This is a genomic window from Stappia sp. BW2, from assembly GCF_008107695.1.
In the GTDB taxonomy this organism is placed as follows: Bacteria; Pseudomonadota; Alphaproteobacteria; order Rhizobiales; family Stappiaceae; genus Roseibium.
Window position 1 is genome coordinate 395,921 of record NZ_VIRG01000066.1, and the last position, 24,383, is coordinate 420,303.

23 protein-coding genes are annotated in these 24,383 nt (G+C 60.0%); 10 read left to right on the forward strand and 13 right to left on the reverse strand.

Annotation, left to right across the window (positions count from 1 at the left end):
- Nucleotides 1-152: 152 nt before the first annotated feature.
- Nucleotides 153-1,634, forward strand: a complete 1,482-nt coding sequence (locus FMN63_RS13320; RefSeq protein ID WP_148584453.1) for an aminotransferase-like domain-containing protein — start codon at nucleotides 153-155, stop codon at nucleotides 1,632-1,634.
- 40 nt (nucleotides 1,635-1,674) lie between these two features.
- Here FMN63_RS13320 and aptA read toward each other — a convergent pair whose 3' ends face one another.
- Nucleotides 1,675-2,991 (reverse strand): omega-aminotransferase AptA, encoded by a 1,317-nt coding sequence (aptA, locus tag FMN63_RS13325; RefSeq protein WP_205514006.1) that lies wholly within the window; start codon nucleotides 2,989-2,991, stop codon nucleotides 1,675-1,677.
- Between the two features lie 187 nt (nucleotides 2,992-3,178).
- Here aptA and FMN63_RS13330 point away from each other — a divergent pair, with 187 nt between their 5' ends.
- Entirely contained in the window at nucleotides 3,179-3,928 is a 750-nt protein-coding gene (locus tag FMN63_RS13330) for an SDR family NAD(P)-dependent oxidoreductase (protein WP_148584454.1), read from the forward strand.
- A gap of 247 nt (nucleotides 3,929-4,175) precedes the next feature.
- Here FMN63_RS13330 and FMN63_RS13335 read toward each other — a convergent pair whose 3' ends face one another.
- The gene (locus tag FMN63_RS13335) at nucleotides 4,176-5,030 is read right to left on the reverse strand and encodes a fumarylacetoacetate hydrolase family protein (RefSeq protein ID WP_148584455.1); all 855 of its coding nucleotides are present in this window, start codon (nucleotides 5,028-5,030) and stop codon (nucleotides 4,176-4,178) included.
- Nucleotides 5,031-5,042: 12 nt separating this feature from the next.
- Here FMN63_RS13335 and FMN63_RS13340 point away from each other — a divergent pair, with 12 nt between their 5' ends.
- Nucleotides 5,043-5,345, forward strand: a complete 303-nt coding sequence (locus FMN63_RS13340) for a hypothetical protein (RefSeq protein WP_148584456.1) — start codon at nucleotides 5,043-5,045, stop codon at nucleotides 5,343-5,345.
- Here FMN63_RS13340 and FMN63_RS13345 read toward each other — a convergent pair.
- Nucleotides 5,335-6,090, reverse strand: a complete 756-nt coding sequence (locus FMN63_RS13345; protein ID WP_205514090.1) for an SDR family oxidoreductase — start codon at nucleotides 6,088-6,090, stop codon at nucleotides 5,335-5,337. The genes FMN63_RS13340 and FMN63_RS13345 overlap by 11 nt on opposite strands.
- 45 nt (nucleotides 6,091-6,135) lie before the next feature.
- Complete coding sequence (locus FMN63_RS13350; RefSeq protein WP_148584458.1) at nucleotides 6,136-7,662, reverse strand: UxaA family hydrolase; 1,527 nt, start codon at nucleotides 7,660-7,662, stop codon at nucleotides 6,136-6,138.
- Between the two features lie 209 nt (nucleotides 7,663-7,871).
- On the opposite strand from FMN63_RS13350, the gene FMN63_RS13355 reads away from it, so the two are divergent.
- The 4 genes from FMN63_RS13355 to FMN63_RS13370 all read left to right on the forward strand — a co-directional run bounded on the left by FMN63_RS13355 (nucleotide 7,872) and on the right by FMN63_RS13370 (nucleotide 10,972).
- Nucleotides 7,872-8,585: a GntR family transcriptional regulator gene (locus FMN63_RS13355; protein WP_148584459.1), complete on the forward strand. Its 714-nt coding sequence runs from the start codon at nucleotides 7,872-7,874 to the stop codon at nucleotides 8,583-8,585.
- Between the two features lie 83 nt (nucleotides 8,586-8,668).
- Nucleotides 8,669-9,721 carry an aldo/keto reductase gene (locus FMN63_RS13360; protein WP_148584460.1) on the forward strand — a complete coding sequence of 351 codons (1,053 nt, stop codon included), beginning with the start codon at nucleotides 8,669-8,671 and terminating at the stop codon, nucleotides 9,719-9,721.
- Complete coding sequence (locus tag FMN63_RS13365; RefSeq protein ID WP_148584461.1) at nucleotides 9,711-10,142, forward strand: RbsD/FucU family protein; 432 nt, start codon at nucleotides 9,711-9,713, stop codon at nucleotides 10,140-10,142. The genes FMN63_RS13360 and FMN63_RS13365 overlap by 11 nt, the downstream gene beginning before the upstream one ends.
- Nucleotides 10,139-10,972 (forward strand): amidohydrolase family protein, encoded by an 834-nt coding sequence (locus FMN63_RS13370; RefSeq protein WP_148584462.1) that lies wholly within the window; start codon nucleotides 10,139-10,141, stop codon nucleotides 10,970-10,972. The genes FMN63_RS13365 and FMN63_RS13370 overlap by 4 nt, the downstream gene beginning before the upstream one ends.
- Before the next feature lie 311 nt (nucleotides 10,973-11,283).
- Here FMN63_RS13370 and FMN63_RS13375 read toward each other — a convergent pair whose 3' ends face one another.
- Nucleotides 11,284-13,641: a thiamine pyrophosphate-binding protein gene (locus tag FMN63_RS13375; RefSeq protein WP_148584463.1), complete on the reverse strand. Its 2,358-nt coding sequence runs from the start codon at nucleotides 13,639-13,641 to the stop codon at nucleotides 11,284-11,286.
- Nucleotides 13,642-13,763: 122 nt separating this feature from the next.
- Between FMN63_RS13375 and FMN63_RS13380 the strand changes: the two genes are divergently transcribed.
- Nucleotides 13,764-14,234, forward strand: a complete 471-nt coding sequence (locus FMN63_RS13380) for an Lrp/AsnC family transcriptional regulator (RefSeq protein ID WP_148584464.1) — start codon at nucleotides 13,764-13,766, stop codon at nucleotides 14,232-14,234.
- Nucleotides 14,235-14,505: 271 nt separating this feature from the next.
- Here the strand turns inward: FMN63_RS13380 and FMN63_RS13385 are convergent, their stop codons facing one another.
- Nucleotides 14,506-15,708 (reverse strand): methionine gamma-lyase, encoded by a 1,203-nt coding sequence (locus FMN63_RS13385; protein ID WP_148584465.1) that lies wholly within the window; start codon nucleotides 15,706-15,708, stop codon nucleotides 14,506-14,508.
- A gap of 113 nt (nucleotides 15,709-15,821) precedes the next feature.
- Here FMN63_RS13385 and FMN63_RS13390 point away from each other — a divergent pair, with 113 nt between their 5' ends.
- Nucleotides 15,822-16,280 (forward strand): Lrp/AsnC family transcriptional regulator, encoded by a 459-nt coding sequence (locus FMN63_RS13390; protein ID WP_055659083.1) that lies wholly within the window; start codon nucleotides 15,822-15,824, stop codon nucleotides 16,278-16,280.
- A 17-nt stretch (nucleotides 16,281-16,297) separates the two neighbouring features.
- On the opposite strand, the gene FMN63_RS13395 is transcribed toward FMN63_RS13390, so the two are convergent.
- The 7 genes from FMN63_RS13395 to FMN63_RS13425 form a co-directional block, all read right to left on the reverse strand.
- Nucleotides 16,298-17,248, reverse strand: coding sequence for a branched-chain amino acid ABC transporter permease (locus FMN63_RS13395; protein ID WP_148584466.1), 951 nt, complete (start codon nucleotides 17,246-17,248; stop codon nucleotides 16,298-16,300).
- Complete coding sequence (locus FMN63_RS13400; protein WP_148584467.1) at nucleotides 17,248-18,138, reverse strand: branched-chain amino acid ABC transporter permease; 891 nt, start codon at nucleotides 18,136-18,138, stop codon at nucleotides 17,248-17,250. Before FMN63_RS13400 ends, FMN63_RS13395 begins: the two co-directional genes overlap by 1 nt.
- A complete protein-coding gene (locus FMN63_RS13405; protein WP_148584468.1) occupies nucleotides 18,135-18,854 on the reverse strand; it encodes an ABC transporter ATP-binding protein in 720 nt (239 codons plus the stop codon). Before FMN63_RS13405 ends, FMN63_RS13400 begins: the two co-directional genes overlap by 4 nt.
- Nucleotides 18,851-19,624 (reverse strand): ABC transporter ATP-binding protein, encoded by a 774-nt coding sequence (locus FMN63_RS13410; RefSeq protein ID WP_148584469.1) that lies wholly within the window; start codon nucleotides 19,622-19,624, stop codon nucleotides 18,851-18,853. The genes FMN63_RS13405 and FMN63_RS13410 overlap by 4 nt, the downstream gene beginning before the upstream one ends.
- A 17-nt stretch (nucleotides 19,625-19,641) precedes the next feature.
- Nucleotides 19,642-20,844: an ABC transporter substrate-binding protein gene (locus FMN63_RS13415; RefSeq protein WP_148584470.1), complete on the reverse strand. Its 1,203-nt coding sequence runs from the start codon at nucleotides 20,842-20,844 to the stop codon at nucleotides 19,642-19,644.
- A gap of 75 nt (nucleotides 20,845-20,919) precedes the next feature.
- Nucleotides 20,920-22,008, reverse strand: a complete 1,089-nt coding sequence (locus tag FMN63_RS13420; RefSeq protein ID WP_148584471.1) for a cupin domain-containing protein — start codon at nucleotides 22,006-22,008, stop codon at nucleotides 20,920-20,922.
- Between the two features lie 32 nt (nucleotides 22,009-22,040).
- Nucleotides 22,041-22,748 carry a GntR family transcriptional regulator gene (locus FMN63_RS13425; RefSeq protein WP_209001106.1) on the reverse strand — a complete coding sequence of 236 codons (708 nt, stop codon included), beginning with the start codon at nucleotides 22,746-22,748 and terminating at the stop codon, nucleotides 22,041-22,043.
- 243 nt (nucleotides 22,749-22,991) lie between these two features.
- Between FMN63_RS13425 and FMN63_RS13430 the strand changes: the two genes are divergently transcribed.
- Entirely contained in the window at nucleotides 22,992-24,125 is a 1,134-nt protein-coding gene (locus FMN63_RS13430; RefSeq protein WP_148584473.1) for an aminotransferase class V-fold PLP-dependent enzyme, read from the forward strand.
- Nucleotides 24,126-24,383 lie beyond the last annotated feature (258 nt).

Consider the following 24,383-nt stretch of genomic DNA (forward strand, 5'->3'; position numbering starts at 1 on the left):
GCAAGAAAGGATATTGCGGTGCAAAATTCACCCTTAGAGCCAGAGAGTGAAAACTATGGAGCCAGAGGATTTGCCGGGCTTTCCAGATTGAGAATGCCCCGTCAGACTGGCGCGTGCGGGCTAACCGAAATCAGGGAAATCTGTCAGGACAAATGCTTTCTACCTATTTCGAGACGCCCTTCGATCCGGGCAGACGATTGCAGCACCAGATCCAGGAACGGCTGATCGAGGCCATTCTGGACGGCGTGTGGCCCCTGCACGAGCCACTGCCGGCAACCCGCGTCTTTTCCAGCGAGATAAAGGTCTCCCGCAACACGGTTGCCATCGTCTATGAGCGGCTGGTTGAAGACGGCTATCTGAAATCGGTCAGCCGGCGCGGATACTTCATCAACGAACGGCATATCCGCGAGCAGTTGAACATCCGGGTGGACGATCACGCGAAGGACATCCTGCCCGCCGCCGAACACCCCTTCGATCCGCAAGCCTTTCTGACCTACAGCTATGCCGCCCAGGAGAATATTTCCAAACCGGTCGACTGGCAGTCCTATCCCTACCCGTTCATCTATGGACAGCTCGCCCCCGACAAGACCTCCGTCACGCGTTGGCGCGATTGTGTGAGGCTGGCGGGAACCGCGCAGCATGCCCCAACCTGGATCGGCGATCTGGTCGATCTGGACGACCCGATGCTCGTGGACCAGATCATCCGCCGAATGCTGCCTCAGCGAGGCTTCCGCGCCGAACCGGACGAGATCCTGGTGACTGTCGGTGCGCAGAACGCCCTCTTTCTGGTGGCACAGCTTTTTTGCCGGCCCGGCGTCAGAACGGACATGGAGGAGCCCGGCTATGTCGACACGCGCAACATCTTCCAGTCCTTCGGTGCGGAGCTGAAGTATCATCCGGTCGATTCAAACGGCATGCGGGTTGGAGACGAACTGAAAGGGGCACGTCTCGTTTACGTGACGCCCGGGCATCAGTCCCCCACCAATGTCACCATGTCGATGGAGCGGCGTTTTCGCTTGCTGGCCCATGCCGAAACACACGATTTCATCGTTCTGGAAGACGACTATGAGCATGAGCTCAATTTCATCGGCGCACAGAAACCGTCTCTGCGCAGTTTCGACCGAACGGGCCGCGTCATTCATGTTGCCAGCCTCTCCAAGGCGCTCTTCCCCGGATTGAGGCTCGGCTTCATCGCGGCGGACAGGCGTATCATCAAGGAGCTAAGGGCGCTCAGACGATTGATGTACCGGCACCCTTCGGCGCTGGACCAGCGGGCAATGGCGATCTTCCTGTCCGAAGGCCACTATGATTCCCACATCCGCCGCCAGCGAAAGATCCTGTCTCAGAAATGGAAGAAGATCTTCAGGCTGATCGAGAAGCATCTACCGACCTGTCAGGCAACAGCCACGACGGGCGGGTCCGGTGTCTGGATCAGGCTTCCGGACACGATCCGGGCAGCGGAGCTGCAATCGAGGGCGGCGCGGCAAGGCATCCTGATCGAGGCCGGAGACGGCCGGTACTTTTCCCCGAACAGCCCACGAAACCGCATCCGCCTGGGTTTCGGTGCGATTGCCGAAGAAAAGCTGGAACCCGGCATCAGGCTGCTTGGCCAGGTTCTGGCGGAATGCGGGTAGCGATCCCGGCTGATGGCCGGGACCGCTGGAAACTGGTGACCTAAAGCTCTGCCTGGCCCAACACCTTCTGGAGAACATCGACCATCATCGAAAGGTCTTCCTCCGATGTGGTGAGTGCCGGGGCGTAGATGAGCGCGTCGCCGGTCGCCTTCACGTGCAGGCCTTCATCGAACAGGCGCCGCTGCACCAGAGAGCCCTTCGCTCCCGGCGTTTCGCCCGGCGTCAGCTGAATGCCGGCCATCATGCCATGACCGCGCAGATCGTAGACATGGGGCAGATTGCGCAGGCTGAACACGCCGTCCAGGAAAGTGGCCGAGAGGCTTGCTGCCCGCTCGAAAAGCCCCTCGGTCTTGTAGATGCCAAGCGTCGCCAGAGCCGCTGCGCAGGCAACCGGGTGAGCAGAATAGGTATAGCCGTGCATCAGTTCCGGCCGATCCGCGGTAATGGAGTCGATGACGGCTTTCTGAATTTCCGTCTTCACCGCAACGGCGCTCATCGGAATAGCACCGTTGGTGAGTGCCTTTGCCATGGTCATGACATCCGGAGTGACATCGAATTCCTGTGCCGCGAAGGCCGAACCCGTCCGCCCGAAGCCGGTAATGACCTCATCGAACACCAGCAGAATGCCGTATTTGTCGGCGATCTCACGCAGCTTTTGCAAATAGCCGACGGGGGGCACGATGGTCCCGATGGACCCGGCAATCGGCTCGACAAACACCGCCGCAATCGTTTCGCCACCATAGGTCTTGCAGAGCTCTTCGAGATCCTCCGCCAGCGAGGCCCCATCTTGCGGTTGCCCTCTCGTGAACCGCTGATCCTCGTTCCAGGTATGGCGCATATGCACGACGTCGCAGGTAACGCCTGCGAAATCTCGCCGGTTGTTGACCATGCCCGCCAGCGACGTACCGCCGAGGTTGACCCCGTGATAACCCCAGGCCCGTGAAACGAAACGGGTGCGCTGCGGCTCGCCCTTCGCCTTGTGATAGGCAAGGCAGATCTTGATGGCGGAATCGACCGCTTCGGACCCGGAAGATCCGAAGAAGATCCGATCGAGACCTTCCGGCAGGATGTCGCTCAGCGCTTCGGCGAGTTCGAAGGAAATCGGCGCTGCCCGCTGGAAGTGAGGAGAATAGTCCAGAACCTGAAGCTGCTTGTAGACCGCCTCGGCAATTTCCTTGCGCCCGTGACCGGCAGCGCAGGTGAACAGTCCGGAGGAGCCATCCAGGATTTCCCGGCCTTCCGGTGTCCAGTAGCGCACACCTTCCGCCCGCGAGAACATCTGCGGTTCCTTGTGGAAGAGACGGTTGTTGGTAAACGGGAGCCAGTGGTGATCCATGTTGATCGGCATCTTGGTCATGGCGCAAGGTCCTTGAATACGAAGCAATGTCATCACTCCTAGGACCAGTGGCTGAGCCACCGTAGAGCCAGCGCTCAATTTCATAGGAGCCAGAGGGCCATGACCTGAATTTGGCGTTGTGCTGGCGGAGCAGCTGCCTATGGTCCGGTCAAACGACTGTTGCAGACACTTTCGGAAAGGCAGACTCATGCGCGGCACAATCCTCATTACCGGGACAACCTCCGGCTTCGGTCAGGCCATGGCCCGGCTGTTCGTGCAAAACGGCTGGCAGGTCATCGGCACCGGCCGGCGCGCGGACCGGCTGGAAACCTTGAAGGCGGATCTGGGGGATGCCTTTCATCCACTTGCCTTCGACATCATGGATGAAGCCGCTACCACGGCAGCGCTTGCCAGCCTGCCGGTGACGTTTCAGGAGATCGATATTCTCGTCAACAACGCCGGTCTTGCGCTTGGCACGGCCTCGGCCCCGGCGACGAAGCTCTCCGACTGGAAGACAATGATCGACACCAACATCACCGGTCTCGTCACCATTACCGATCAGCTTCTGCCCAAACTGATCGAGCGCAAGGGAATGATCGTCAACATCTCCTCCATTGCCGCCAACTGGCCCTATCCGGGCGGAAACGTCTATGCGGCAACCAAGGCCTTCCTGCGCCAGTTCTCACTGGGCCTCAGGTCCGACCTGCACGGCAAGGGTGTTCGGGTCACCTCCATAGAGCCCGGCCTATGCGAGAGCGAATTCACGCTGGTGCGCACCGGCGGCAATCAGGAAAGCTATGACGCCCTCTATGGTGGTGCCAACGCGATCCAGCCGGAAGACATCGCGAACACGGTGTATTGGGTTGCAACGCAGCCTCCACATCTCAACGTCAACTCGCTGGAAATCATGCCCGTCAGCCAGTCCTGGGCCGGCTGGCAGATCGCTCGGGAAGACTGAGGAGAGCGTTAGGCGGTATCCAGCAATCGCAACACGTCGCATTTGCCCCCTGCCAGCACCACAGCATACCAGGTCCCGGGTCTTGAAGCTGACGCAACAAACCGGGACGACAAGCTGGAGATGCAACGTGCTAATCTGGCCGGCATGATCTTTCACGGCGCATGCGCACCCCCCTTCCCCCAAAACGCCAACGGCCGAACGCGTTTCCGCGTCCGGCCGTAAGTGTTCAGACAAGGTCCCTAAGGGATCAGGCCTTGGTCACCTTCTGGGTCTGGCTGCCCAGCTTGTCGATGCCCAGCGTCATGACTTCGCCGCCCTTCAGATAGACCGGCGGCTTCTGGCCCATGCCGACGCCCGGAGGCGTGCCGGTGGAAATGACGTCGCCCGGCTGCAGGCTCATGAAGCGGCTGAGATAGGAAATCAGGAACGGCACGCGGTAGACCATCGTCTTGGTGGAGCCGTTCTGGTAGCGCTTGCCGTCGACTTCCAGCCACATGCCCAGATCGTCAAAGTTGCCGACTTCATCCGGCGTAACCAGCCAGGGGCCAATCGGGCCGAAGGTATCGCAGCCCTTGCCCTTGTCCCAGGTGCCGGAGCGCTCGATCTGGTATTCGCGTTCGGAGACGTCGTTGACGACGCAGAAACCGGCGACATGGCTCAACGCATCAGCTTCCTCGATGTAGGCACCGCCCTTGCCGATCACGACACCCAGTTCGACTTCCCAGTCGGTCTTCTGCGATCCGCGCGGGATCATCACGTCGTCGTCGGGACCGACCACTGCCGAGGTCCACTTGTTGAAGACCACCGGTTCCGGCGGCACATCCATACCGGATTCGGCAGCGTGGTCGGCGTAGTTGAGGCCAATGCAGATGAACTTGCCGATGTTGCCGACACAAGGCCCGACGCGCAGGTCCTGCTGCGGAGCCCCTTCGACCAGCGGCAAAGAAGCCACATCAAGCCCCTGAAGGCGCTGAAGGCTTTCCGGCAGAAGTGTGTCGCCGGAAAGATCCGCAACAACGGAAGACAGATCACGAACACGGTTATCGGCATCGAGAACACCGGGTTTTTCCTGTCCCGGCGCGCCATATCTCAGCAATTTCATAAAGAATCGTCCTTGCTTGGTTGGAGCCGGGTCGCGAATGCAATCAGGCTCGATGGGTTTGGGTACGACAAATTCGATCCGTCGTACAAGACAGCAGCGATCTTTGGATCGTCATTGTTGGATTTGTCGTCGTCGCAGAAGCCTGTATCGACAGGGGCCGGAGAGGATCTTTCTCAGCTTGGACTTGCAGGCACCGTTATCTCCCACGAGGGCATGCAGACCGAAAAAACGAATTTCGATCCCCATCATCCTCACAAGGTTTGTCATGGCGCGATCCTCCCAAACCGCGACGAAGAAGTCACCGTCAGATGGTGACACCTCCATCGACCAGAAGAGCCTGACCGGAAACGAACTTGCTCTCATCGGACAGCAGGTAAACGACCATCGGTGTCATGTCATCGACGGTTGCAAGACGGCCCATGGGCTGCCGGGCAATGAAGTTCTTCTCAGCTTCCACGGGATCGGGCGCAGAGTTGATCCGTCCGCGCAAGGACGGGGTGTCGACGGTCCCCGGGCACAGGGCATTGCAGCGGATGCCTTCCTTGACGAAGTCTGCCGCGACACCCTTGGTCAGGCCAATCACAGCCGCCTTGGTAGCGCCATAGGCCGTGCGCATCGGAAAGCCTTTGATGGACGATGCCATTGACGCCATGTTCAGGATCGACGCGGTTCCGGTGGCCTTGGCGCGTTCGCGCATGCCCGGCAGGAAAGCCTGCGTCATGCGGTACATGGACGTGACGTTCAGCTCGAAGCTGAAGGCCCAATCGTCTTCGCTGATGTCGAGAACAGTACCGTTGTGCACGAAGCCCGCGCAATTGAAGAGGCCGTCAAGCGCCGGCAGTTCGGCAGCCAGGGCATCAATGGCCGCGCGGTCGCGAACGTCCAGCTTGTGGATCTCGATACCGGGACACTCCGCGGGGAGCGTCGACAGCGTTTCCTCGTTGACGTCCGCAGCAAAGACCTTCGCGCCTTCGTTTGCGCAGGCAATCGCGCTTGCACGGCCGATGCCTTGTCCCGCCGCTGTTACCAAAATTGTCTTATCTTTCAAGCGCACTGAAATTCTCCCGAAGGCCTGGGTATTTTCTTCACATCAAGCTTGATGCGACTACATCACCGCACCGATCTGCCACGGCACGAATTCAACACCGCCGAAGCCGAGCTCCTCACTCTTGGAGTGTTTTCCGGAGGCGACGGCAATGATCATTTCGAAGATCTCCTCCCCCTTGGCATCCAGGCTGACGTTGTCGGAGATGATGTCACCGCAATTGATGTCCATATCTTCCGACATTCGGCCATACATCTCGCTGTTGGTGGCGAGCTTGATGCAAGGGGTTGGCATGTAACCCGAGACGGAACCGCGCCCGGTCGTGAAAACAATGATGTTGGCACCGGAGGCGATCTGACCGGTGACAGAGCACGGGTCGAAGCCCGGGCTGTCCATGAAGACAAAGCCCTTCTTGTCGACCGGCTCGGCGAACTTGTAGACGTCCACCAGCGGCGCCGAGCCGCCTTTGGCAGCAGCCCCGAGCGACTTTTCCAGGATCGTCGTCAAGCCGCCGCGCTTGTTTCCCGGCGAGGGATTGTTGTCCATCTCCCCGCCATTTCGCGCAGTGTAATCTTCCCACCAGCGGACGCGTTCGATCAGCTTCTCGCCGACATCAACGGACACGGCGCGCCGGGTGAGAAGATGTTCCGCACCATAGATTTCCGAGGTTTCGGACAGGATCGTGGTGCCGCCATGACGGACCAGAAGATCGGAGGCAATCCCGAGGGCCGGATTGGCGGTGATGCCGGAATATCCGTCCGAACCGCCGCACTGCATCCCGACGGTGATCTCGGAGATCGGCACCGGTGTGCGCTCGGCCTTGTTGGCAAGTTCGGCAAGTGCCCGCAGCTCCGTCAACCCTGCCTCGATGGTCTTGCGTGTGCCGCCTGTCTGCTGGATCGTCATGTAGCGCAGATCGCCATCCGGGCGGATCTTGCGATCGCCGACGAGGTCGGCAATCTGCATAACCTCGCAACCGAGACCGATCAGCAGGATGGCCGCGAAATTCGGATGCTGGGCATATCCCGATAGGGTCCGGAACAACGTCGCGTACCCTTCGTCCTTGCCGGACATGCCACAGCCGGTGCCGTGAACAATGGGGACGATGCCATCCACGTTCGGAAATTCGTCCAGCAAACCGGACTTCTCGGCAGCTTCCGCGATAAATTTCGCGACGGAACCGGAGCAGTTCACCGAGGTCAGGATACCGATGTAGTTGCGCGTACCGGCCCGTCCTGTCTGACGGCGGTAGCCCAGAAAGGTCCGCTCCTGCGTTGCCGGATCAAGTGGAACGGACGCTTCGGCGTGCTGATAGTCCTGGCTGTGGTCGCCCATGCCAAGGTTATGGACATGTACATGCTCTCCCGGCTGGATATCTGCCTTCGCCTGACCAATGATCTGACCATAACGAATGACGTTTCCACCAGCAGGGATCGGTTTGCAGGCGATCTTGTGGCCGCGCTGGACCTGTCCGGGAAGAGGCGCGTCGACATGGGAGACGCTGGCGCCGGCAGCAATGTCCTGAAGGGCGATGACCACGTTGTCATCGGCATTCAGAAGGATTGAATTGGCATGTGGCTGCAACACGTCTTGTTCTCCCGTTACGGCTGCCTCGGCCCATCTACCCCATCACCAACCGATGATGGAGCCTCATGATAACCCTCTGACGAAAAACACCTTTTTCGCCTCAACCAAGGCATCTGAGATAGGTTGCCGATCCGGCCGGTCTTTGGTCACGATTAGCTTGACACGCCAACTGTGTCAACTAACATGTTAGCATTCAAATCGAGTTGACGATGCCCCTGACCAACGAACAAGACTTTCCCGAGATCACCCTGCCCGACATCGGCAAATTGTCCGGCTCGCTGGCACAGCGTGTCTACGAGGCCCTGCGCTCTGCCATTCTGGCCATGGACCTGCCGCCGGGAACCCTGCTCAAGAAACAGGTCATCTGCGATCAGCTTGGCGTCTCCCGCTCCCCCGTGACGGAAGCGATCACCCGGCTGGCCGGCGAAGGTCTGGTGGAGGTTGTTCCCCAGTCTGGGTCGCGCGTCACCAGGTTTTCCATGTCCGAAATCCGTGAAGGCGCCTTTCTGCGGGAAGCCATTGAATTGGCGGCCGTGGCGAAAGTCGCCGCGGATCGCACCGAGGAACAACTTCTGGAGTTAAACCGCAACATGCGCCTTCAGGCTCTATGTCTGGAAGACCATGACGACGCCGGCTTTTATCGGGAGGACGAGCACATGCATGAACTCATCTTCTCGTTCACCGGATATCCGAAACTCAACTCGCTTGCCGCCACCGGCTGGGTGCAGGTGAACCGGGCGCGGCAATTGCTGCTGCCCATGCGGGGCCGCGCCTTTGAAGCCTATGACGAACACCGGGTCATCGTTGAGGCGATCCGCGACCGCGATCCGGAGCGGGCCCGCCAGGCCATGCAGAAACACCTGAGTGAGGTTGTCAGCCGACTGGAACCGCTCGTTGAAACCAGACCTGATCTGTTCGACTGATCCTGGCCCACCGGCCGGGCACCAGACCGCAGGTCATGCGGCGCAAAACAAAATCTGATCCAGGAAATGTCCAAAGGAAACACATGACCGCCTTGAAAACGCAGCGGCTGAACGGCAGAACCGCAAGACCCATCGACCTGACGGAGATGGGTTTCGGCGGCGCACCACTCGGCAATCTTTATCGAAAAGTCTCTGAAGACGATGCCCAGGCTGCGTTACAGGCGGCCTACGACAACGGCATTCGCTATTTCGACACGGCGCCGCAATATGGCCTTGGCCGTTCGGAAATGCGCTTTGGCACCGCCATCAAGCGCTTCGGTCGTGAAACCATCCAGCTTTCCACCAAGATCGGCCGTCTTCTGCTGGACTGCGAGCCACATGAAGTGACGCCGGAGGCCTTTGTCGACGTGCCGCAAAAGCGGATCGTCTTCGACTACAGCTACGACGGCGTCATGCGCAGCTACGAGGCAAGCCGACAGCGCCTTGAGGTTGCAAATGCAGACATTCTTTTCGTGCATGACGTCTGTGCCTTTTCGCAAGGATCCCAGGAAGCAAGCGATGCCCGCGTGCGCGAACTCTTCGACCTTGGCGGCTACAAGGCCCTGACCGAGTTGAAAGAGGCTGGCGAAGTTGCCGCCATTGGCGCCGGTGTGAACGAGTGGCAGGTTTGCCAGAAGCTGCTGGGTCTTGCCGATTTCGACTGCTTCCTGCTCGCCGGCCGCTACACGCTTCTGGAACAGGACGCCCTTGAGAGCTTCCTGCCGCTTTGCGAAAAGCGGGATGTGGGCATCATCCTGGGCGGGCCCTATAATTCCGGCATTCTGGCAACGGGCGCGGTTCCCGGCGCGAAATACAATTACGCCGACGCACCGCCAGAGATCCTCGAACGCGTGCGCAAGATCGAGGATGTCTGCCGGAGCCACTCGGCGCCGCTGATCGCTGCCGCCCTGCAATTCGTGCTTGGGCATCCAAGCGTGAAAACCGTCGTCCCCGGCGCGGTGAATGCCGCCGAGGTGGAAGCCAATATCGCGCTTTTACAGACCGACATTCCCGCAGCCCTCTGGTCGGACCTCAGGTCAGCCGAGCTGATCCGTCCCGATGCCCCCTTGCCGAACGAGACCTCCCATGTTGCGTAACCTTCCACCCCTCCTGAGCCCTTCGCTGCTTTATGCCCTCAGGGCCATGGGGCACGGCGACGAGATCGTCATTGTCGACGCCAATTTTCCGGCGGAAAGCTCCGGCCCCGATTGCGTCCGTCTTGACGGCATTTCAGCGACCGATACGCTGAAGGCGATCCTGTCAGTAATGCCGCTCGACACATTCGTTCCGGCGCCCGCCAGGACAATGCAGGTGGTTGGCGATCCCGATGCGGTGCCGGGGATCGTCGCGGAGTTTCAGACCATCATCAATGAAACCGCCGACAAACCTGCGCAGATCCAGACCCTGGAACGTCACGCCTTCTATGAAGCGGCCAGTAATGCCTTCGCCGTGGTCCAGACAGGGGAAAGCCGCCTTTATGGCAACATCATCCTGACCAAGGGCATTATCGAGCCATGAGACTGGATGCACATCAACATTTCTGGGCCCTTGAGCGCGGAGACTATGGCTGGCTGACGCCCGAGCTCGAACCGATCTATCGCGATTTCGGCCCTGGCGACCTCACACCGTATCTGCAGCAGTTCGGGATTGAAGGAACAATCCTCGTTCAGGCGGCGCCAACCGTAGCGGAAACCCGCTACATGCTGGACCTGGCCAGACAGAACAGCTTCATCAAGGGCGTGGTCGGCTGGGTCGATTTCGAGGCTGCGGAAGCGCCGGACCAGATCACCGAACTTGCGGGCAATCCGAAGCTGGTCGGGCTGAGGCCGATGATCCAGGATATTGAAGATCCGGACTGGATGCTGCGCCCGGACCTCGTGCCGGCATATGAGGCGCTGATCGAGCAGAACCTCGTGTTCGATGCCCTCACCCTGCCACAGCATCTGACGAACCTCCTGAAAATCGCGGAGCGCTATCCCGGCATACGCATCGTCATCGACCATGGTTCCAAACCGCATATCGCGGATGGCCGTATGACCGGGTGGGCAGAGGATATGGCCACCGTTGCGCGGGACACCACAGCCTACTGCAAACTTTCCGGTCTGGTCACGGAAGCAGGCAGCAACTGGACCACGGAAACCTTGCGCCCCTATGTGGCGCACCTGCTGGACACCTTCGGCCCGGACCGCCTGATCTGGGGCAGCGACTGGCCGGTCTGTACCCTCGCCTGCTCCTATGAGGACTGGATCGGGATCACCGATGAGTTGCTGCGGGACCTGGGTGCCGCGGACCGGCGGGCTGTTCTCGGTGGAAATGCCGAGCGGGTGTATTTGAGCAAGTCCGCTTGAACCTGCCCTTCATCCTGAGGAAGTGTGCGGGCGCTGTCTTGAAGGAGGGCCACTTGCTTTGACGATGCCGCCCCCCTTCGAGACGGTCCTGACGGATTTCTTCAGGCTGAGTGTTGGAGAGCCCGGAACCATCCGTTGCAGCAAGGCTGATACGGCCACCCGGCCAGTCCACTGACTGACTTTCGACACCTTGCGACTGCGTTGCCCCGGATAAGCGAAGCGCAGGGCCTTCCTTCGGTCGGCCGAGGTGACGTCAAAGTCTGGCGCTGGCGACCGGCATCATGTTGGCTGCTGGTGACCGACCCAGCACTTTAAACGCGCCGCCCTGGCGTCAGTCCATTCACCTTCTCGATGATCGACGCCGCGTCGATGCCGAAATGCTGGTAAAGGTCGCCAATCGTGCCGGTCTGGCCGAAATGTTCGACGCCGAGCGGAATGGTCTGGTGACCGGCGACGCCGCCGAGCCAGGCGAGCGTTGCCGGGTGACCGTCGATTACGGTGATCAGTTTGCAATGACCTGGGAGATCGCCAAGCAGTTGCTCGATATGGGATCTGGCCGCCGCGTGGCCGCGTGATCTTGCTCGTTGTGCTGCCGTCCAGCCGGCGTTGAGGCGGTCGGCGGAGGTGACGGCCAGCACGCCGACATCACGCCGATTACCGGCGAGTTCTCCTGCGGCCTTGATGGCTTCGGGCGCAACGACGCCCTGATAGGCGATCACCACTTCACAATTGGGTCCCGGCTTGCGCAGCCAGTAGCCACCATCGATGGCGCCCTGGCGGAAAGCATCGTCAGCCCGTTTTCCCGGTTGTTCGATCGGGTTGGTCGACAGGCGCAGGTAGACGGAGCCGCCAGTCTCGTCGCGCAGCCAGGTGCGCTCATCCGGATCACCTTCGCCGTCGCGCTGCAGGTAATCGAAGGCCCATTCCATGATCACGGCCAGCTCGTCGGCAAAGGCCGGTTCGAAAGCGGCCAGCCCGTCCTGGCTCATGCCGATCAGCGGGGTCCCGATGGACTGGTGCGCACCACCTTCCGGAGACAGGGTCACGCCGGAGGGCGTGCCGACAATCATGAAACGGGCGTCCTGATAACAGGCATAGTTGAGTGCATCGAGACCGCGGCAGACAAAGGGATCATACACGGTGCCGATGGGGATCAGCCGTTCGCCGAAGAGCGAGTGAGAAAGACCGGCAGCGCCCAGCAGCAGGAACAGGTTCATCTCGGCGATGCCAAGTTCAATATGCTGGCCTTCCGGCGCGAAGTCCCACTTTGCGGTCGAGGGAATCCGGTGTTCGATAAAGGCATCCGCCAACGCCTTGCGGGCGAAGAGCTTGCGTCGGTTGACCCAGGGCCCGAGGTTGGTGGTGCCGGTCACATCTGGGGACGTGGTGACGATACGTTCCGCCAGCTTGCTGTCACCCTTGGAGAGATCGTCCAGCACCTTGCCGAAGGCCATCTGGGTGGAAATATCCCGATCCGAAGCCAGCTCGATGGCAGGCACGGCGAGTTTGTCGTCGGAAAAGCGCCGCGTGCCCTTGGCGAAGAACGGAACCTGATTCAGGAATGCCTTCAGCGCGCCGACGTCCGGAACGGTCGCGAAGGGCTCCCATTCCTCCCCCTCGGCAACACCCATGTGCTTTTGCCACTCGGCCATCTGGGTCTTGTTCATCAGGCCGCCGTGATTGTCCTTGTGGCCTGCAATCGGCGTGCCCCACCCCTTGATGGTATAGGCAAGGAAGCAGGTTGGCTTGTCGTTATCGATGGCTGCAAAGGCTTCGGCCATGGTCTCGGTGCAATTGCCGCCGAGGTTTTCCATGAGATCCGCCAGTTCGTCGTCCGACCGGCGGTCGATCAGCGCGGTAACATCCCCCTGGTCGCCCAGGTCGTCCATCAGGCGTTTGCGCCAGACGGCCCCGCCCATGAAGGTGAGCGCGGAATATTCCTGGTTGGAACACTCGTCGATCCACTGGCGCAGCTTGTCACCACCCGGTTCTGCAAAGGCAGCGCGCTGCAAGGTACCGTATTTGACCCGAACCACCTGCCAGCCGAAGGCATCGAAGATCTTCTCGACCCGGTCGAACAGCCCCTCGCGGACGATGCCGTCAAGCGACTGACGGTTATAATCGATAATCCACCAGCAGTTCCTCAGGTCGTTCTTCCAGCCTTCCTGGAGGGCTTCATAGATATTGCCCTCGTCGAGTTCCGCATCGCCGACCAGAGCGATCATGCGGCCAAGCGGCTTGTCGCCAGACCAGCTTTTGGCTGCGATGTAGTCCTGTACCAATGAGGCAAAGGAGGTGATCGCGACACCGAGACCGACCGAGCCGGTGGAGAAATCGACGTCATCGATATCCTTTGTGCGGGATGGATAGGACTGGACGCCACCCAACCCACGGAAATTCTCCATCTTCTCGCGCGTCTGATTGCCCATCAGATACTGGATCGCGTGAAAGATCGGCGAGGCGTGCGGTTTGACCGCCACCCGGTCTTCCGGCTTCAGCACCGAGAAGTAGAGCGCCGTCATGATGGAAACCATGGACGCCGAACTTGCCTGATGCCCGCCAACCTTGATGCCGTCCACCTTCGGACGAATGTGGTTGGCATGGTGGATCATCCAGTGTGACAGCCATAACAGGCGCTGTTCTATGGTCTTCAGGTGTTCGGTGCTCATGGAGGCGTTCCCGTTAAGTGCGTACTCGCCGTTACTGTAGCTTCAGGCAAGAACCGGTTTCTTGCTAATTCCTAATCTTTTGAGCTAAGTCTCGGAGACTTTCACCAAGAAGGAAGCTTTCCTTGGCGATTTCCGACACGCTCGACACATTTGATATCCAGATCCTGCGAGAGTTGCGCCAGAACGGCAGAATATCGATTCAGGATCTTTCCGAACGTATCGGACTGAGCCCGACGCCGGTTGCCCGCCGCCTGCGAAACCTGGAAGAACGCGGCATCGTGACAGGATATTGCGCTCTGATCGATGAGGTGAAGCTCGGCTACGAGGTCTCGGTTTTCGTGTCCGTCGAACTCGACAAGCAGATCGACATCACGCTGGACCAGTTCGAAGCCGCCATCCAGGCGTTTCCGGAAGTGGTCGACTGCTGGCTAATGACCGGCAACCGGGACTACCTCATGCGCGTGGCAACCACCGGGCTCGCAGCCTTCGAAACCTTCCTGACCGGGAAACTGACCAAGGTTCCGGGCGTTGCCAACATCGAAAGCTCAATACCGCTGCGACGCGTGAAATCCGGCGTGGCGCGGACGCCCTGATTTGGGCCAGCTGCCGGCCCTGTCACTTGCTCACGCCCTCAGCTCACGTCCCCTCACTCCCTCTCCTTCGTCATTCCTTCGTATCCCCAACTCCCTCGTATAACCTCTCCGACTCCCTCATCCTGAGAAGGGCCAACGGCCCCTCTCGAAGGATGGGCCGCTTGCTCCCGGACTTGCCGCCCATCCTTCGAGACAGCGCTTCACGCTTCCTCAGGATGAGGTTGAGGGGACGAGAGGAGAGACTGAAGAGTGGATGGATATAGCCTGTGGCTCAGGCAGCAACGGCCGCAGGAACCTGCGGCATGGCCTGCGCCATATCTTCAAGAATATCGTCCAGATCTTCCAGCCCGACGGACAGGCGCACGAGGCCGTCGCTGATGCCGTGGTCGGCGCGTTCTTCCGGGGTGTAGGTGGAATGGGTCATGGAGGCAGGATGCTGGATCAGCGTTTCGGCATCGCCCAGGGACACGGCCCGCTGGATCATCTTCAGGCCATTCATCATTGAAATTCCAGCGTCCAGTCCGCCCTTTAGTTCGAAGGCGATCATGCCGCCCGGCTGGCTCATCTGCCTGTTGGCCAACTCGTGCTGCTCATAGCTTTCAAGACCCGGGAAATAGACCTTTGACACCGCGGGGTGTGCTTCCAGCCATTCGGCGACTTTCTGAGACGACGCACAGTGCCGGTCCATACGCAGGGCAAGCGTTTTCAGGCCGCGCAGGATCAGCATGGCATTGAACGGGGCCATCACGGCGCCGGTCATATCCTTCATGCCGACAAGGCGGATTTCCTGGATCTGTTCGGCCCGTCCGGCAACCAGACCGGCCACGACGTCACCATGACCGCCCAGATACTTGGTGGCTGAATGCAGGACGAGGTCGGCGCCGAGTTCGATCGGGCGCGTCAGATAAGGGGTGGCATAGGTGTTGTCGACAATCACCGTTGCGCCAGCTTCATGGGCGATTTCCGAAACGTGGCTGATGTCGACAAGGCGCATGTTCGGATTGGCCGGGGTTTCGAAATAGACAACGCGGGTCTTGTCGGAAATGACGCTGCGCAGGTTTTCCGGGTCGGTCAGGTCCACATGGGTGATCTTGATGCCGAATTTGGTCAGGCCGTGGCGCATATAGGCAAAGGTGCAGCCATACAGGGTTTCATCGACGATGATCTCGTCTCCAGGTGCCACGAGCGTCCAGAGAGTCGAGGTGATCGCTCCCATGCCGGACGACAGGGCGAGACCCGCCTCCGCTCCTTCCAGATCCGCGATGCGGCGCTCCAGCAGATCCAGCGTCGGGTTGGAAATGCGGCTGTAGATGTGCCCTGCCCGTTCACCGGCAAACATCTCGCCGCCGGCCTCGGCCGTTTCGAATACGAAGGTTGAGCTCAGATGCAACGGCGGCGTCAGCGCCCCCTCATTTTCGTGCGGATTGTAAGCGAGGTGGATCGCGCGGCTGGCAAAACCCTTGTAGGCACTCATGGCTGTCTCCCTGACTTCAGCCTGAGCAATATGATCCAACCTCAGGGGTGATAGATTTCAAAATCTGTCAGTGATAGAACTCAAATTAGCATAATCTGCCAATTGAGACCGAGATGGACAAGAAAGACCGCCAGATCATCCGCGCCTTGCAGCGGGATGGCCGCATGACCAATCAGGATTTGGCGGAGGCGGTCAACCTGTCGCCCTCACCCTGCCTGCGCCGGCTGCGTAATCTGGAAGCCTCCGGGGCAATCAAGGGGTTTTCGGTGGATGTGGACGCCGCGGCCTACGGACTGCCGATCACGGTCTTCGTCCGCATCCGTCTGGAGCGACACAACGAGGAGGACGTCCGCCGGTTCGAAAGCCGGATGCAGACCATCGAGGAGGTTCTGGAATGCCACGTCCTGACCGGCGCGATGGATTATCAGCTGCGCGTGGTGGTGTCGGATCTTGAAGCCTATGAGACTTTCATCCGCAACCGCATTCATCCGATTGGCGGGATTGCGTCAATCGATACCAGTTTCGTTTATGGCACTGTCAAGAAGACGGCGGTGTTTCCACCGCTCGCCTGACCTGACGAGCGGTGTTCCTATTCCTTCCGGAATTTCACCGGTGGCGATTTTTCCGGCAACAACCCGGACCGGAAGCGCTGCAGCACCACCTGAAGAAGCAGGCCAACCAGCAGCATGCGGATGAAGGAGCTGCGGGTTGCCCATTCCGGCGGCAGGCGGTTGGTGAAGATCTCCGTCACCGACCACAGCGTCCAGATGGTCAGAGCCCCAAGGATGGCGCCCCTGTTGTTGCCGGAACCGCCGGCCATCAGCATCACCCAGACCAGGAAGGTCACCAGCAACGGATCTGTGGCCGTCGGCGACAGAAATCGGAAATAATGCGCAGATAGAGCGCCCCCGATCCCCATGATGGCGCAGCCGATAACGAAGGTCTGGATCCGGAATTTCTCGACATCCTTGCCGGTGGCCGCCGCAGAAGCCTCGTTGTCACGGATCGCGCGCAGGCTGCGTCCCCATGGGCTGTCGTGCAACCGCGAAGCCGCCAGATAGACCAGCAGCACCACAAACCAGACAAAGCCAAGAAACACAACGTCGCCCATGCGCCCGGTGGTGAGATCCGCCAGGGGTCTTGGAATGCGGGACAGGCCAAGGCTGCCGTTGGTGAGCCAGCTTTCATTGACGATGACGAGCCGCAGGATCTCCGCGATCCCGATGGAAGCCATCGCCAGATAGTCGCTCTTGAGGCGCACGCAGATCTTGGCAACCGCCCAGCCGGCGAGCCCGGCGAGAATGGCAGCCCCAATCAGGCCAAGCGGCACAGGCAGACCGAAGCCGCCAAGGTGCTTGGACGAGGCCGGGGTTGTCAGGATCGCGGAGGTATAGGCCCCCACGCCATAGAACCCGGCGATGCCGGCATTGAAGAGACCGCCCATGCCCCATTGCACGTTCAGCGCAAGGCAGAGGATCGCGTAGATGCCGCCCAGGATCAGGAGGCTGACCGCATAGAAAAAGAGACCGGTAAGTTCCATCAGAGCAACCTCCCCTTGAAGAGACCCTGGGGCCGGAAGATGAGCAGGCCGATCATCAGCACGAAAGCGACCGCTGTCTTGTAGGACGGCGAAATGAGCGCATCGTCGCCAATCCAGTGATAGGAGGAAAGTTCTTCGGCCAGGCCGATGATGAATCCGCCTGCCATGGCGCCCATAGGTTTGCCGATCCCGCCGAGAATGGCGGCGGCAAACATCGGCATCAAGAGGTTCCAGCCCAGATTGGGGTGCACGCTGGTGTTCAGTGCGGCAAAGGTTCCGGCAATGGCCGCCAGAGAGGCACCGATGATCCAGGTCCAGCGAATGACCTTGGCCGTGTCGAGGCCGGAAACCTCAGCCAGTTCCGGATCGTCGGCAACCGCCCGCATGGACCGGCCGGTTCTTGTGACGGTTAGGAAGTAGTGCAGAAGCACGGCAATGATCGCCGTCAGGATGACCGCCTGAAGATGCAGGACGGACACCCGGAATGTGTCGAACAGCACCATCGGCGGTTTGACACCGGTGAAGAACACCTGGTTCTGCGATCCCCAGACCAACTGGACGATGGAGCGGAAGACGAGCGCGATGCCGAAGGACGAGATCACCGTGTAAATGGTCGGCAACTCACGCAAGGGCTTGTAGAAATAGCGGTCGACCAGCAGCGCCGAAACGATGGTGAGCGCAATACCGAAGGGGATCAGCAAAAGCGGATTGACCGGGACAATTGCGGCCATGGCCAGGACACCGTAGGTCCCCAGGGTCATCAGATCGCCGTGGGCGAAATGGGCAAACCGCAGGATGCCGAAGATCATGGAGATGCCGACAGCGCCAAGCGCATAAATGCTGCCGATGGCCAGCGCCGGAAACAGATAGAAATTGACGAACTCGATCATGCGGCCGCTCCTCCGAGGAAGAGGCGCCGGACATCGTCATCCGCCAGCAATTCCTTGCCGGTGCCGCTGGCATAGTTCCGGCCATTCACCAGGATGTGGCCATGATCGGCAATCTGCAGAGCCTGGCGGGCATTCTGTTCCACCATCAATATCGTGATCCCGGTTTTGCGGATGTCGATGAGCAGGTCGAAGATCCGCTCCAGATAGGCAGGCGACAGACCGGCTGTCGGCTCATCCAGGAGCACCAGCTTCGGATCGCTCATCAGGGCGCGGCCCATGGCCACCATCTGACGCTGTCCGCCTGAAAGTTCGCCCGCAGGCTGTTTCAATTTGTCCCGAAGATCCGGAAACAGGGACAGCACGCGTTCGCGCGTTGCCGCCTTGTCCTTTGGTGGAGCTGCGTAGGTTCCGACATCAAGATTTTCGTCCACGGACATGGTCGCAAAAACGTTTTTCGTTTGCGGCACGGCTGAAACGCCGAGCGGAACAAGGGCTGATGTCTTGCAGCCCGCAAGCTCTTTCTCTCCAAGCTTGATCGACCCCGCGGACACGGTGGTCAGTGCAAAAATGGTTTTCAGCAGGGTCGACTTGCCGGCGCCGTTCGGGCCGAGAATGACCGCGATTTCACCCGGCTCGACCGTCAGCGATACGTCCTCGATGATCGGCGGTCCGCCATAGCCGGCGCTGACAGCCGCAACGGAAAGTCGTTCGGTCATAGCTGCGCCTCATATTTTCCGCCGCCGAAATAGGCTTCGATCACGCGTTCGTCGTTCCGCACTTCATCGACCGAGCCTTCCGTCAGGAGCGTGCCCTGCGCCATGACCAGCACGTGGTCGCACAGCTTGGAAACGTAATCGAGATCATGCTCGATGAGACAGAAGGTCAGCCCCCGCTCCCTGTTCAACATCAGGATCTTGTCCGCCAGCTTGGACAAAAGCGTTCGGTTGATGCCGGCGCCGATCTCGTCCAGCAAAATGATCTTCGGGTTGCGCATCAGCGCGCGACCAAGTTCGACCAGCTTCTTCTGACCGCCGGAAAGATTGCCCGCCTTCTCGTCGATGACATGATCCAGTTCCAGCAGGTGGACGGTATCGCGCGCCGTCTCATAGATCTGCCTTTCCTCGGACTCATAGTGCCCTCGGCGGAAGATCACGTTGAAGACATTCTCGCCTTCCGGTGCGGAGGCGGATGCCATCAGGTTTTCAAGGACGGAGAGATGCCCGAATTCATGCGGTATCTGGAAGGTGCGTGCGAGACCTGCCTTGGCCCGTTGGTGGGGTTTGAGCGAAGTGATGTCCTTCCCGTCCAGAAGCACCCGACCAGCGCTTGGCCGAATGGCGCCTGCAATGACGTTGAAGGCGGTTGTTTTTCCCGCACCGTTGGGCCCGATCAGGCCGGTGATGCGGCCTGCGCCGATCTTGAAGCTTGCATGGTCAATGGCCCGCAAACCGCCAAAATCGACGCAGATTTTTTCCAGCTCAATCACGCTGTTGCCTGCTCGGCTTATTCAACAATTTCGACTTGCTTGTAGCCGTCACCATCGACGACGAACTTGCCGATATAACCGCCGACATCACCATTTTCATCGAACTCCGCGGAGCCGCTGGCGCCTTCGTAGTCGATGTCCTTGCCTTCCTTGATAAGCTCAATCGCCTTCGCCCATTCGCCCGGGCCGACTTTCTCACCCGGAGCCATGGCAACTTCCTTCAGGGCTTCGGCAATCTTGGCGCGGTCGGTCGAGCCGGCCTTTTCAATCGCCAGCAGCGCCAGGAAAGTTGCGTCATAGGTCTGGTCGACAAAGGCCTTGTCTGCACCTTCGCCATATTCCGCGTTGAAGGCATCATGCAGCGCCTTCTGGGCCGGGTTTTCGGCCGGAGACGTTGGTGAGGAGAAGAACGATGTCTTCAGGGCATCCGCACCAACGTTCTGGATCAGCAGTTCGTCGCGCAGACCATCCGTGCCGATGAATTTGGTGAAGAGACCGCCTTCAATGGCCTGACGCACGATCTTGCCGCCGCTGTCGCCGGCATAGGCGATCACGACCAGTGCTTCCGCATCGCCCTTGGCCAGGCTGGCAAGTTCGGAGCGGTAGGAATCTTTCTTTTCTTCGTGCTTCGCCTCGGCAACGATCTCACCACCGGCTGCGGTGTAGGCGTCGATGAAGGTTTCGCCAATGCCGACGCCATAGTCGTTGTTGACGTAGGTCAGCGCGACTTTCTTCAGGCCTTCGTCCAACACCATCTTGGCGAGGATCTCCCCCTGATAGTTATCGGAGGGCACGATGCGGAACACCAGGCCGCCGTCTTCCAGGGTGGTCATGGCAGGTGACGTGGCGGTCGGCGAGATCTGCGGGACGCCCGCCGGAATGATTGCGGCTTCAGCCGCGGCAATGGTGGTGCCGGACATGAGCGAGCCCATGATGATCGGCACGTTTTCAACGTTCACGAGTTTCTGGGCGGCGTCGACCGCGCCCTGTGCCGTGCCGGTGGTGTCACCATAAACGGCAATGGCAGAGCCGCCGAGCAGGCCACCCTGCTCGTTCACCTGCTTGACCGCGAGATCGGCCGCGTTCTGAAGCGGCGGAATGAAATTGGCGATCGGCCCCGTGATGTCCATCAGGACGCCGATCTTGGTGTCGTCCGCCAGTGCGGCTGTTCCCGTGCCGAGCAAAGCCGCTGCGGCCACAATTGTCGTCAACTTTTTCATACTGTCATCCCCTCATTGCTTGACCTTGAATTCCTGCACAGCCTTTTCTTTCCTCCTTGAAAGGCCTTGTCTTTTTTAGTCGCGCAGGACTTCTGTTTCGAACCGGCCCGGCAAGCTGACTTCCAGCAGTTCCAGGTCGGAAGTTGCATCCGCGTATCGCGTCGCCATGTGCGGCGGGATTACGAAAGCGTCTCCGGCAGACAGGCGGTAAGGATCTTTGCCTTCGCCCTCCAGGGTCATTTCACCTGCCAGCACAAAGTTGAATAGAATATCGCAGTCATGGCGTGTCCAGGGAGCAGCCTCCCCGGCCGGACGTGCCACCATAACAGACGCCACGCCCTTCGTGTTGTCGCAGATGGTGGTGTCTCGCGCTTCGAAACCCGGTATGCGGAACGGACTGAAGGCGCCGTCTTTTGCCAGGCTGTGAACGAACTTCTGGCCCTGCCACTCGCGGTCCGGCCGCTCATGGGGTGTTGGCAGGGTCATCTCGTGATCGATCTCGGTAATGTGTTCCGCGGGAACACCGATCTCGACCACCTCGATGCCTTCGGCCGCATGCATCACCCGGTGGCGGATTTCCGGCGGCTGAATGAAACAGTCGCCTGCCCTCAGACGGCGCATGCCGCCCTGGTCTTCGTACAGAACGTCGACCCAGCCGTTAACGCAGAAAATCAGCTGAAAACCGACCTTGTGGAAATGGACCATGTCCGGCACCGGACCGTCCGGCACCCGAATATGCGAGGCGATCATCGCGCCACCGAGGCGCGTGGGCACCAGATCCCGATAGGACATGCCGGCCCGTCCGATCACCCAGGGCGCCTGATCGGCGAGGCGGCGCACCACGAAAGCGTGTTCCGTTTCCGGCATGACCAGTGGCGGATTGAGTTCGTCAATCTCGACGCGCGTCCCGCTTGGAGAAACCAGAAGACGTTCGCCGCCAGCAAATTCATCCGGATTTTCGGTGAGGATGCGCAGCGTGCCGGGGGCTTCGCTCGCGCCCTTTTCCACCCGCACACGCAGGCCGTGGCCTGAAAAAACAGCGATTTCCGGATTATCGGCCGGATAGATCATGTCCAGCCGCATGTTCAGCTTTTTGGTGAAGAACGGCAGATCCTTGGAAAGGTCCTGTGTCGGCAGTCTGACTTCCCCGCGGGTTTCGCTCATGTCCTGTCCATCGCTCCTGTTCCTACTGCGCGTCAGCCTGCTTGCGCGGATGAGTTTTGGTTCTGATTGCGGATTTCCCCGTGCGCCTGGAGGTAGGCCGCCTCCCCCTCGAAGACGAACCGCAGGATTCTGTCGCTGGCGGCAACCGCATCCCGGCGGCAGAACGCCTGATAAAGCTGGGTGTTGCCGGCGACGATCAACGGGTGGTTGGCCTTGTCTGCAAAGGTCATCAGGCGAACGGCCTGAACCTGTGTCATGTAGCGTTGCAACGCCTTGCGCAGCGAAACATTGGGGACAGCGGCGATCCAGCTGTTGCGGAAGGTCTCGCAAGCCCGATGCAGCCGCTCGAAATCGTCCGCTGCCATGGCGGAGTGTGCTTCCGCCTGGATGTCGTCCAGACCCTTCAATTCCTCCTCCGACAGGCTGAGAGCTGCCATGGCCGCCGCCCGCGGCTCCAGCAGCCGGCGCAGGTCGAAGATTTCCAGAATTTCCTGATGATCGAGCCTCGGCAGCATGAAGCCGCGCGTCGTGGGCTCCAGATACCCCTCGTGAGCCAGGCGCATCAAGGCGTCGCGTGCCGGCATGCGAGAAACACCGAACTCGGCGGCAACAGCCGTGTCGACAAGACGGACATCCTGACCAAGCTCGCCGCGCTGTATGCGCCCCATCAGCAGATCGTGGATCTGTCCGCTGGTGCTTTGAGCCGCAGACGCGTTGGCGGATGATTTTCCAGCAATCACCAGCAAGCCTCCCCTGTCACACACAGCGACACACCACCAAAATCGTATACGAAACAATTCAAGGCAAATCGGATCAATCGCATGTTCAACCCATTTTCCCGCACTTGAAAAGTCCTTTAAGCTTGAACTATCGGAAAAACTGTATACGAATATTTCCTTACTGGTCAATAGCGTGTTTGATGCAGGAAGGAACTGCGTTCGGCACTCTCACCGACCTGCGGACACGAGCTTTCGGGGAAACGCATGACAACCAGAGAAGACGGCTACTTCCTCTATCATTCCATCGGCCAGTATCCCGGCAAGGCCGCCGGGTTGAGCGCCGCGATGGCGGAATTTGCCTCGGTCTGGAGCGCCCCGAACGATCAGCAGTGGTCCTATCTGCTGGGCAAGCGTGAAGCTTTCATTGATCACTGGCGCGCAATCATCGAAGCACCTGCCGGGTCTGCCACAACGTGTGAAAACGTCACCCAGGGCGTGGACATGGTGATGCGGGCCCTGCCGGACGGCCTGCTGCGCGGCCGGAAGGTTCTGGTGGCCGCGGACTGCTTCCCGTCCAACCATTTCCTTCTGACCCGCCTGCAGGAACGGCTCGGCTTCGAGCTGGTGACCGTACGCGCCCGTCAGGGTGCGAATTTCGTCTCCGATGAAGACATGATTGCCGAGTGGGACCGCGATGTCGCGCTCTGCCTGATTACCTGGATCAGCTCGACCACATCCCGCCGTTCGAATCTCGAAAGCCTCGTTGCCCACGGCCGTTCGATGGGCAGCATCATCGGCGTGGATATTACCCAGGGTGCGGGCCTGCTGCCCTTTTCGGTCGACGCGCCGAATGTGGATTTTGTCGTATCGACCAGCCTCAAATGGATGTGCGGCACACCTGGCGCCGGCATCCTTTACGTTCATCCGGACCTGATCCGCGATTGCAGACCGGAGCTACGTGGCTGGTTCAGTCAGGACAACCCGTTCAACTGGGATATCGACGCCTTCGAATACGCGCCGGACATTCGCCGCTTCGACAACGGCACACCGTCGATCATGCCTGCCGCAGCTTCCGTGCCTGCGCTCCAATGGCATGCAAGCGCCGACAGGGACGCCATCTTGCGCAGCAACAGGCATCTTTGCAGTATTCTGATCGATGGGGCAGATGCGCTCGGGTTGAAACTTCTCACACCCCGGGCGGAAGAAGACAGAGGTGGCAGCCTGATGTTCGGTCTCGCCTCAGCCGAACAGGCCACGCTCGTGCTGGACCATCTACGCCATGCGGGCCTCATTGCCGATACCCGCGGCGCGACCCTACGCCTTTCTCCCGGCATTCAGACGTCGGAAGACGCCGCACGTGAAGTTGTGGTGGAACTGGGGACGGTGCTTCCCCGGTAACCCCGGGAGGGAGCTTCGTCAGCGGATGTCGCCCATCCTTCGAGACAGCGCTTCGCGCTTCCTCAGGATGAGGTTGGCACAAGTTAACAGGTTTACTCGGGGAACTTTCAGCCTCACATCAACCTACCCCTCATCCTGAGGAGGCCGTGAGGCCGTCTCGAAGGATGGGCTGCAAACTCAGCAACCACACACCCTGATCTGATACAGCTTACGTAGCCACTCGCCTGCTTCGCGGTCCTTCTCCCGAGAACCGATCTT